Origin of the sequence: Gilvimarinus xylanilyticus, assembly GCF_024195295.1 — a bacterium.
GTDB classification, from domain to species: Bacteria; Pseudomonadota; Gammaproteobacteria; order Pseudomonadales; family Cellvibrionaceae; genus Gilvimarinus; species Gilvimarinus xylanilyticus.
This window is the reverse complement of record NZ_JAMFTH010000005.1, coordinates 268,503-278,419: the sequence shown is the minus strand read 5'-3', so window position 1 is coordinate 278,419 and position 9,917 is coordinate 268,503. Positions and strand designations below refer to the sequence as shown.

Here is a 9,917-nt window from a genome sequence, read left to right as displayed (position 1 = left end):
GTTCAGCGTTCAGCGTTCAGCGTTCAGCGTTCAGCGTTCAGCGTTCAGCGTTCAGCGTTCAGCGTTCAGCGTTCAGCAAAATTATCGTCCGACGTCTGACATCTAATCAATTACTCCACCCACCATCAATAACATTAATGGTGCCCGTGGTGAATGCACTGTCATCGCTCGCCAAATACAGCGCGAGCTTCGCCATCTCTTCGGCTGTTCCCAAACGCCCCATGGGCTGGCGCGCGACAAACGCTTTGTGGGCGGCCTCATAGTCACCGGTTTCGGCCAGGCGTTGCTGCAGCGAAGGCGTATCTACCGTGCCCGGACATATGGCGTTGCAGCGCACACCCTGGGTTATAAAATCCGCCGCTACCGCTTTTGTCAGGCCGATAACCGCCGCCTTGGTCATGCCATAGGCGCAGCGATTGGGCGCCCCTTTAATGGAGCTTGCTACCGATGACATATTGATAATTGAGCCTCCGCCAGTGTCCAGCATGGCGGGCAAAAATGCGCGAATGGTGCGATACATAGAGTTGATATTCATATCCATCGAGCGCTGCCATTCATTTTCGTCGCACTCGAGAATCGTCCCCGAATGTACATAGCCCGCGCAGTTAAACAATACATCAATCGCGCCCACTTTTTTCGCCATGGCATTGACCGCCCGGGTATCGGTCACATCCAGCACATGGGTTTCGCAATCTAATGCGCGCAGCGATTCGGCATTAATATCCGTGGCAATAACCCGCGCGCCTTCGGCGATAAATTGGCGCGCGGTCGCCTGCCCTATGCCCTGCCCGGCGGCGGTGATAAAGGCAATTTTATTTTTTAGTCTCATTATTCTTGTATCCAGTAGGCTAACGCAATTTATAACTGGCGCACCGGCAAACAGCCGGGGCCAATGGGCTCAAAGGATTTGTAGGTTAAAATAAATTCCTGATGTCCCAGCGCCTCGGAAACACTCTGCCCGCCTGTGGCAACATCCAGCACGCACTGATAAATCTCCTGCCCCACTTCATCCAGAGTCGCCTCGCCGGTCAAAATTTTTCCGGCGTTAACGTCCATATCGCCAGACAAACGCTGGTAGGTATCGGGATTAGCGCAAATTTTTATGACCGGTGAGATCGCCGAGCCCACCACCGAACCGCGCCCGGTGGTAAACAAGGTCAAATGACAACCACAGGCGATCATTTCGACAATTTCGGCGTTGTCGGCAATATTGGGAAAACCAAAACGCGGCTCGCCGTCGGGCACAACATCCAGCAGGTACAAGCCACCGGTGGGGGGAACATCGCCGGGCTTAATCAAGCCGGTGATGGGTGACGATCCCGATTTGGAATAGGCGCCCATGGATTTTTCTTCCAGGGTTGTCAGGCCGCCGTCGGCATTACCCGGGGCAAAGCTGCCAAACCCCATGGTGGTGTAATAGCGCTCAGCCTTGGCGACGCATTCTTGTATCAGTTTGCCAAGCTCGGGGGTCGCGGCGCGGTCGGCCATGATGTTTTCACAGCCTATCAACTCGCCGGTCTCTTCGAACATACAGGCGGCGCCATCGGCCACCAGCGCATCAAAACAGCGTCCCACCGCCGGGTTGGCAGTAACCCCACTGGTGCCGTCGCTGCCGCCGCAAATCGTGCCCACCACTAATTCTTCAATGGCCATGGGCACCGGCTGCTGGGCATCCAGCTGGGTGCGCATTTGCTGCACTCGCTGCACACCCTCGGCGATAGTACTGGCGGTGCCACCGGTTTCCTGAATCACCAACAGTTCGGCGAGGCGGCCGGACTCGCGCACAGTCTGCAAGAGCGCGTCGCGGTCCATACTCTCGCACCCCAAAGAGACTAACAGCGCAGCCCCCACATTGGGGTGAGTGCATATTGCGCGCATCATCTCGCTGGCGTATTCGTTGGGGTAGCAACCGGGAAAACCTATCAGGTGCACTTCGCTGTGATCGGCCTGGGTCACAATCCGGCGGCTCACATGGTGAGCGCACTCAACCAAGTAGGCCACCACCACCACATTGCGAATGCCTTTGCGGCCATCGGCGCGCGGATAACCGCGCAGCGCCGCCTGCTGTTGACTGCTGTTATTCACCACTGTCTCCCCGGGCCCGCCCCTGGCGTGTATGACTGGCCAGATAATCGCTTTTCAAATTGTGCATATGTACCCACTCGCCCGCTTTGACATCGCTGTACAAAGAGCCAATGGGCGCGCCGTAGCGCAAAATTTTTGTGCCAGCGGGTAAGTCACGGCGCGCCAATTTGTGCCCCAGTGCCAGGTCTTGGTTAAGGCGATACTCGCGCCCTTCAAAATCGATAACACTGCCGCGGGCAAGGGGCGTCACGCTGATCAGGACATTGTCGTCCGGGTGCAGCAACACCACCTGGGGCGCGGCGCTTGGGGTCGAACTCATAGATCACTCCGTTGGCACTGGCGCATCCGGGTGCAGTAACCCCCGCGCTTGCAGTGCGCGCCAAAACTCTGCAGGTATCTGTGTTTGTAGCCACTGGTGCGCCTGATTCACCTCGGCGGCACTGGCAAACCCCGCCAACACACTCACGACCTGCGGATGAGCGGCGGGAAACTGCAGCGCCGCGGCCTGAATCGGCACTTGGTATTCAGTGCATACAGCGCGCAGTTGGCGCACCCGCTCAATGACATCGGCGGGTGCCGGTTGATAGTTGTAGTGCAACACCTCGGCGTCCAAATCGGCGGCCAAAATGCCCGAATTAAATGGCCCCGCGGCGATCACCGATACGCCGCTCGCCGCGCAGCGCGGCAGCAGCGATGCCAAGGGGGTCTGCTCCAGCAGGGTGTAACGCCCCGCGAGCAAGAACACGTCAATATCTAACTCGTCCAGGGCGCGCTCGCACACCGCGACCTCGTTCACACCCAGGCCAATGGCGCCGATGCGGCCCTCATTTTTAAGCTGTTGCAGGGCGCGTATACCGCCCTCACAAAATTGCCGCCAGTGGGCTTCGTGTTCGGCACCGTGAGTCAGCTCGCCCAAATCGTGGGCAAAAACCATGTCCACGTGGCTCACCCCCAAGCGTTGCAACGAGGCTTCAAATGAGGCCATGACCCCGGCAAAGCTGTAATCAAATACCGGCTTTAAATCCGGGGCAGCGGCAAAACCCAGGCGCACATCGGCGCGCTCGGCAGGCGCTATAGGCACCAAGCGCCGCCCCACCTTGGTAGAAATCAGCCAGTCAGCCCCCGGCAGAACGCCGCCCAGGCGACTCTCACTGAGCCCGAATCCATAGTGCGGGGCGGTATCGATATAGCCAATGCCGCAGGCCTGGGCCGCCTGTACCGCGAGCCTTGCCTGGGTATCACTGATCTCGCGATACAAATTACCCAAGGGCGCCGCTCCCATGCCCAAAGGCGGTAAATAAACTTGGGTATTAGCCACACGGCGACGCGGCGAAAGATTCACGGCGAAGAACCAACCTTTTTTATAATTAAAAATATACTCACAAGTAAAATTTAATAGGCACTAAAAGTCAACCGGTTTCAGCCTTCCGGGTCAACTAAAAGTCACATAAACCATAAGATAACAGGTCGTTAATACCTGCGACAGGTAGACTCGGCAGCAGGGGGCAAATTTAAGAAGTTTTAAGCCCACATACACACGATTCGGCGCACTGGAAGGAACCACTGACGGAGAAAACCTAAACCCGCTGGAGTTGCGGGTTGCCGTTCGGGAGAGGGACCGAGGACGCGGGAAACCGCTAGGCTCAAACCAGGCACGGGCGCAAAGTGCGCTGCAGGGACTCAGGGTGCTGCTAAAAGCACCCCGGCGTCAAAGGCGTTTAGTGGCTTTGCTCGGACAGCTGCTGGGAGATTTTCTGGGCGGCCTGTTGCAGCCCCTCCAGGGCGCGCTCCACGCTGCAAGGTTCAGGGTGGTACACCACATGGGGCACTGTCAGTGCTGCCAGGGCGCCACGGTAACCCATGACCGGCACCGACAGATCCGTTACCCCGTCAATAAAATCGCTGGGCTTACGAACGTAACCGTCGACCTTTGCCTGGGCGGCACTGGCAATAAATTGCTCCAACTCGGCGCTATCGTCCGCCTTTAACGACTGGCGCATAGGCTCTTGCAAATCATCCGCCTGAAAGCCGTATAAGATTTTGCCCGAAGCCGACTTAATCAACGGCCGGCGATAGCCAATGCGCACCGCAAAGCCCAGATCGCCGGGGTTTTCAATCCGCCCGATCACCACAATCTGGTCCCCCGACGCGACCGCCAGGTGGCAGGATTGACCGATCTCGCGGCTCAGCGCGCCCATCACCGGCAGGGCAATCTCCAGCAGGGTTTTAGTGGGCGCGCGGGCGATACCCAGGGTAAACAACTTGTTCGACAAGGTGTAACCATCGCGCCCGTCGGTGGCAGGGGCTATATAACCCCGAAACTCCAGCGCCAGCACCATCCGAAACAACTCGCTGACCGAGCGGCCCAATTTAGCCGCCATTTGCGAGGTGGTCATAGGCTCGCTGGTGGCGGCCAGTAGCTCGAGAATATCCAGCCCTTTTTCCAGCGCGGGCGCCTTGTATTTGCGGCTGTCTTCGGCCTTAGCCTCAGACTTGTTTGCTAACGTTTCTGTCATCGTGTCGCTGCTCAAAAAGTTTGTTTTTATTGGTCTTCAGGTCGTAAAACGCGACAGCGTTGTCACGCAATATCGCCGCCTGAGAATCCTTGGTGAATAATTGTACCAGCTGTTTGCAATAAGCCAGCCACTGATCGTAACTTGTGGCGAGGTTTAACACTGGCCAATCGCTGCCCCAGATCACCCGGCGGGGGCCAAACAGCTGCAAAATAGCCTCGGCATAGGGCTGCACGGCGGCCATGTCGGCGCCGGCGCGGGCCTCGGTTATTAACCCCGACAGCTTGCACCAGACATTGGGGAGCGCCGCCAAGCGGCTTAACCCCTGGTGCCAAGTGTGCCATTGGCCCGCCGCAATATCCGGTTTAGCACCGTGATCGAGCACAATAGACAGGTTCGGGTGACGAATAGCGATTTGCTCGATGTAGGGCAAATGCCGACTACAAATCAGCGCGTCAAAGCACAATTTATGTGCAGCCAAAGCCTCCAGCCCGGCGTCGCACTGGGGTCCGGCAATCCAGGCATCATCGGGCAGCGCCTGCAGCATGGGCCTTACCCCGCAAAAAGCGGGGTGGGCGGCGCGGCGCGCGATCTGCTCGGGAGCATCGTCAGCGGCCAAATCAATCCAACCCACCACCCCCAGAATATGCGGATGAGCCTCGGCCTGGGCCAGTAAATAATCGGTATCGGCCGCCGCTGGCTGCGATTGCACCAGCACCGAGCCTGCTACCTTGCCCCCCGCACAGGCGGCGAGAAAATCGGGCGGGCCAAAATCGCGATAAATAGTCGCCAGATCGGGCGTAGGCCACCGGGTATTGGCCAACTGCCAACAGTGCTGGTGAGCATCAATGATCGCAAACTCAGACACTCACCGCCCCTCGCTGACATTGACGGGCAAACAGCCAAACCACAGCAAAACACAGCAAGGGCACAATGACCGCCGTGTGCATACTGGTTAAATCCGATATCAGCCCCATCAGGGCGGTGAGAATAGCGCCGCCAATAATCGCCATAATCAACAGCGACGAGCCGGCCTTGGCTTCGGCCCCCAGGCCTTTAATACTGAGGGCGAAAATGGTGGGAAACATCAGCGACATAAAGAAACTGGTCGCGGCCAGGGCCACCAGCCCCGCGTGATTAGCCGCAAGCATGGCAAAGGCACACAGGGCGATGTTAAGCAGCGCATACCAGGCCATCAGGCGCGCCGGTTTGATATAGCCCATCAGCCAGGTGGCAAAAAAGCGGCCCACCATAAACGCCACCAACGACAGCGTCAGATAGGTAGCCAGCGTTTTCTCACCCGTGCCGGGCATAACCTCCTGGCCGTAGCGGATCATAAAACTCCAGATGCAAACCTGCGCCCCCACATAGAAAAACTGCGCCGTCACCCCGAAACAATAATGCCCGCGCCCCAACAGTGCTTTAAAATCCGCCAGACAAAACCCTTTTGGTTCGTCAGCGGGCGAGCGCGCCAGCGCGGGAAACTTCACCAGCGCCACACACAGCGCCCAAAACAGCACCACCGCCGCAATGGCCAGGTAGGGCCCCGCCACCGCCTGCACCTCGCTGGTGTAAAACGCGGTCTGTTGGACATCGCTCATGGCCGCCAGCTCTTCGGAGCTGTGCTCCACCCCCGAGAGAATAAACTCGCGCCCGATCAACACCCCCGAAATGGTACCCAGAGAATTAAACGACTGGGCAAAGTTCAGACGGCGTTCGGCGGTATCCGGGTCGCCCATGGCGACAATTAAGGGGTTGGCCGAGGTTTCCAAAAACGACAGACCACTGGCGATAATAAACAGTGCCGCTAAAAAGTAAGCGTACTCGTGGGCCTGGGCGGCGGGATAAAACAGCGCGGCCCCGGCGGCGTAGAGCAATAAGCCAAACACAATCGCCGCGCGATAACCAAAGCATTTCATGGCCAGGGCGGCGGGAATAGCAAAGACAAAATAACCAAAGTAAAACGCCGACTGCACCAGACCCGACTGTAAATCGGAGAGCACAAAGGCCTTTTTAAACTGGGTAATTAAAATATCGTTAAGATTATTGGCCACCCCCCACATAAAAAAGAGGCTGACAATTAAAAACAGAGGGACCCATAATCGGGCCCCGGTAAACGGTTTTGCCTGGGCATGTGATACTGTCACATCTCCTCCGGTCACTATTGTTATTTTATTTGCATCCTGTATACCACGGCTAAATTTGCAAGTAAAATTCAATTTATATTTAAAATGAAATTCATAAAGAGCCTGCCTATGATACCAGCCAGCGTCAGCGACTACCGCCGGCTCGCCCAGCGGCGCCTGCCCAAATTTTTATTCGAGTATATCGACGGCGGGTCCTTTAGCGAATCTACCCTGCGCCGTAACCAGAGTGATTTTGAACGCTATAGCCTGCGCCAACGGGTGCTGCAAAATGTCGATAACACCACCACCGCCACCCATATTCTGGGGCAATCTGCCAGCCTGCCGCTGGTACTGGCACCTGTGGGTATTGCCGGGCTCAACGCCCGCCGGGGCGAAGTGCAAGCCGTGCGCGCGGCGCAAAAAGCCGAGGTTCCCTTTTGCCTAAGCACCGTCTCCGCCTGCTCGGTAGACGAAGTGGCGCAAAAAGCCGGTTCCGGCTTCTGGTTTCAGCTGTACATGATTCGCGATCGCGGCTTTCTTAAAGCCATGCTAGAGCGCGCCTGGGAAGCGGGCTGCCGCACCCTGATTTTTACCGTGGATATGCCCGTACCCGCCACCCGCTACCGGGACATTCGCAGCGGTTTATCCGGCGGCAGTGCCTGGCGACGCAAGTTCGCCCGCGCGGGCCAAGCCATGGTAAAACCCCGCTGGGCCTGGGATGTAGGCCTGTGGGGTCGCCCCCACAGCCTGGGTAATATCGCTCCGGTATTGGGAGATAACGCCGGCATTGACGAGTTTTGGGGCTGGATGGCGCAAAACTTTGACCCCACCGTCACCTGGGACGATATGGCCGAGATTCGCCAGCTGTGGAAAGGCAAACTGGTGATCAAAGGCATTCTCGACCCGGAAGACGCCCGCGCGGCATTGGCTACCGGCGCCGACGGCATTGTGGTCAGCAACCACGGCGGACGCCAGCTGGATGGCGCCAGCTCCAGCATTGCCGCCCTGCCCGCCATTAGTCAGGCGGTGGACGGCCGGTTAGATATTCTCCTGGACTCGGGCGTACGCACCGGGGTGGACATTGTGCGCGCCCTCGCGTTGGGCGCCAGCGCGGTAATGATTGGCCGCCCCTGGGTTTACGGCCTGGCCGCTGGGGGCGAGCAAGGTGTGGCCGAGATTATCGAATGCTTTGCCAAAGAAATGCGTGTGGCCATGGCGCTAACCGGCTGCACCCGCACCGAGCAGATCACTCGCGACGTTCTAATTGAGCGCTCACTGTTGTAGTAAAACCGCCAGCCAGAACACACTCAGCAGGCCAATCAAAGGCGCCGCCAAGGCGAGCGCCTTGGCCAGCCACTGGCACTGCCGCGTCCACACCCGGGCCGATACATACAACAAAGGCACCAGCAGCATATACACATAGCGGAAATCGGTATTGCACGACAGCGGCACTTTGATGCGATACGCCAGCAGCAACAGTAGCGGAAAGACAATGGCCAACAGCCAGGGCGCAGCCCGGTAAAGACGCCGCCAGCGCTGCGAGGCTGCAAGAGTGCTATGGTAGATGGCGGCAAAGTAGATTTGCCCCACCAGCATCGCCAGCAGCAAAACACCGTTCACCTTGCCCCACAGGGCCAGTGCCTGTCCCTGGTAGAAAAACTCCGACGACAAACTGGAGCGCAACAGATAATTCCAAAAATACTGTCGTCCGTACTGATCATCCCAACTGCTGATAAACGGGTACTGCAGATAAGTGGCGATATCCAACACCAGATAGTTAAAGGGCTTATTGGCGACCTGTAACCCGGGGTTAATCGTGGTACTGACATTGGACAATAACCAGTCGGCGGATTCACCTTGCCAGTAGTGCCAGAGGTTATCCCCCAGATTCAGCGCCACCGCCACGGCAAAAAAGCCCCCTAAAATACCCATCGCCCGGAGCGCCTGGGTGCGATACCTGGGCAAAAGGAAAAGTGCTCGCCCGTGCCGCGCCGAGCGCAAAAACCACAAACACCCCAGCACCGCCCACAGTGCCAGCGCGTTGGACTTGGTTAGCAGCGCACAGGCGGCCCAAAACGCCGCCCACGCCAGCGCACGGCTGGCGCCCGTTTGCCACCAGCGCAGACAAAAATAAAAACCCAACGCGTAAAAGGTGTACAAAGGCACATCATTGCCAATGCGAATGCTGTGCACGATACCCGAGGGCCACAGACACAGCGCTACACTGGCCAGCAGCAAGGCCCCGGGATGGGCGCGAAACGCCAAGCGCAGCGCGGCCAGCGAGGCCCACAAAAAGATCGCCCACAGCCACAGGGCCAACCACTGGCCCCAGCGATCATCGTCGCCATCCGCCTCTACCCACAAGACCTTCACCAGCGCGGCCAGGGTGTAATACGCAGGCGGCTGATGGTATTCCCAGCCCTCCGAGGCCGGGGGAAAACTTTTGTGCTCGATCACATAGTGAATGTAATCCCGATGGCCGCCGCCCTCGTAAACATCAAAGGTTCGGGTGTAAGAATCTGTCTGGGATAAATAAACTAGGCAGGCGATTAAACCCAGCGCCAGCACCAACCCCTGCCCCTTGCTAATGGGCAGCGGGCGATACAGTGCAGCGGCGAGCAGTAAAAAGGCGAACACCACTAAACCCATTTGCGCCGCGCTAAAACTGGCCACCGGGCGCAAGTCAAAACCCGCGGGGTTACTGGCGTTACTCAGCTCAAAGCGCAAGGTATTGGGCGCCTCGGGGTTTAAACCCGCAAGGGGCAAGACCAAGCCCTTGCTATAGTCGCGGCGCTGGCTGCGAGAGAACTTCTGCAAAGACACCGGCTCGCCGTTAAGGGTGACCGCGTGCAGCTCATCGTCGGGAATCAGCCGCAGCGCCACTGACTCTTTACCGCGAGAGTCCAAGCTAAGGGAAATACTGTAATCGCCTGTCAGCGAGCGCGACAGCGGCAAGCTTGCCAGCGACTGGGTCTGCCCGTCGCGATGCAAAGTGACATCGGCAACACCAAGGCCGCCCCAGTTTGAAGCTGTCATCAAGCAAGCCACGCTGGCAAGCAACAAGATTATTTTAAGCGCCAAATGGCGCCACACTGCGAGCATAAAACGATCCGTGTAAAAAGCGAAAAGGCGCTATTCTACAATGACTGAGCGCACACGCATGTGACAAAAATGTAACAAAGGGGCTGCCAGC

9 protein-coding genes are annotated in these 9,917 nt (G+C 57.8%); 1 reads left to right on the top strand and 8 read right to left on the bottom strand.

The window, feature by feature from the left end:
* Nucleotides 1-106 precede the first annotated feature (106 nt).
* The 7 genes from M6D89_RS14880 to fucP form a co-directional block, all read right to left on the bottom strand.
* On the bottom strand, nucleotides 107-829 hold the full coding sequence (locus M6D89_RS14880) for an SDR family oxidoreductase (protein WP_253968877.1): 723 nt from the start codon (nucleotides 827-829) through the stop codon (nucleotides 107-109).
* 29 nt (nucleotides 830-858) lie between these two features.
* Complete coding sequence (locus tag M6D89_RS14875; RefSeq protein ID WP_253968876.1) at nucleotides 859-2,085, bottom strand: UxaA family hydrolase; 1,227 nt, start codon at nucleotides 2,083-2,085, stop codon at nucleotides 859-861.
* Nucleotides 2,078-2,404, bottom strand: a complete 327-nt coding sequence (locus tag M6D89_RS14870; protein WP_253968875.1) for a UxaA family hydrolase — start codon at nucleotides 2,402-2,404, stop codon at nucleotides 2,078-2,080. The genes M6D89_RS14875 and M6D89_RS14870 overlap by 8 nt, the downstream gene beginning before the upstream one ends.
* Before the next feature lie 3 nt (nucleotides 2,405-2,407).
* Nucleotides 2,408-3,427 carry an aldo/keto reductase gene (locus M6D89_RS14865; protein WP_253968874.1) on the bottom strand — a complete coding sequence of 340 codons (1,020 nt, stop codon included), beginning with the start codon at nucleotides 3,425-3,427 and terminating at the stop codon, nucleotides 2,408-2,410.
* Nucleotides 3,428-3,803: 376 nt separating this feature from the next.
* Nucleotides 3,804-4,601, bottom strand: coding sequence for an IclR family transcriptional regulator (locus M6D89_RS14860; protein ID WP_253968873.1), 798 nt, complete (start codon nucleotides 4,599-4,601; stop codon nucleotides 3,804-3,806).
* A complete protein-coding gene (locus tag M6D89_RS14855) occupies nucleotides 4,573-5,466 on the bottom strand; it encodes an amidohydrolase family protein (RefSeq protein WP_253968872.1) in 894 nt (297 codons plus the stop codon). The genes M6D89_RS14860 and M6D89_RS14855 overlap by 29 nt, the downstream gene beginning before the upstream one ends.
* Nucleotides 5,459-6,745, bottom strand: a complete 1,287-nt coding sequence (gene fucP / locus M6D89_RS14850) for an L-fucose:H+ symporter permease (RefSeq protein WP_253968871.1) — start codon at nucleotides 6,743-6,745, stop codon at nucleotides 5,459-5,461. Before fucP ends, M6D89_RS14855 begins: the two co-directional genes overlap by 8 nt.
* Before the next feature lie 108 nt (nucleotides 6,746-6,853).
* Between fucP and M6D89_RS14845 the strand changes: the two genes are divergently transcribed.
* Nucleotides 6,854-8,008, top strand: a complete 1,155-nt coding sequence (locus tag M6D89_RS14845) for an L-lactate dehydrogenase (protein WP_253968870.1) — start codon at nucleotides 6,854-6,856, stop codon at nucleotides 8,006-8,008.
* Here the strand turns inward: M6D89_RS14845 and M6D89_RS14840 are convergent.
* Nucleotides 7,997-9,760 carry a hypothetical protein gene (locus M6D89_RS14840; RefSeq protein WP_253968869.1) on the bottom strand — a complete coding sequence of 588 codons (1,764 nt, stop codon included), beginning with the start codon at nucleotides 9,758-9,760 and terminating at the stop codon, nucleotides 7,997-7,999. The two genes, M6D89_RS14845 and M6D89_RS14840, sit on opposite strands and share 12 nt — an antisense overlap.
* Nucleotides 9,761-9,917 lie beyond the last annotated feature (157 nt).

Excerpts from the sequence above, each read along its gene's own strand:
- M6D89_RS14870 (WP_253968875.1), bottom strand. The coding sequence starts at position 2,404 with ATGAGTTCGACCCCAAGCGCCGCGCCCCAGGTGGTGTTGCTGCACCCG.
- M6D89_RS14840 (WP_253968869.1), bottom strand. The coding sequence starts at position 9,760 with ATGACAGCTTCAAACTGGGGCGGCCTTGGTGTTGCCGATGTCACTTTG.
- M6D89_RS14860 (WP_253968873.1), bottom strand. The coding sequence starts at position 4,601 with ATGACAGAAACGTTAGCAAACAAGTCTGAGGCTAAGGCCGAAGACAGC.
- M6D89_RS14845 (WP_253968870.1), top strand. The coding sequence starts at position 6,854 with ATGATACCAGCCAGCGTCAGCGACTACCGCCGGCTCGCCCAGCGGCGC.
- M6D89_RS14880 (WP_253968877.1), bottom strand. The coding sequence starts at position 829 with ATGAGACTAAAAAATAAAATTGCCTTTATCACCGCCGCCGGGCAGGGC.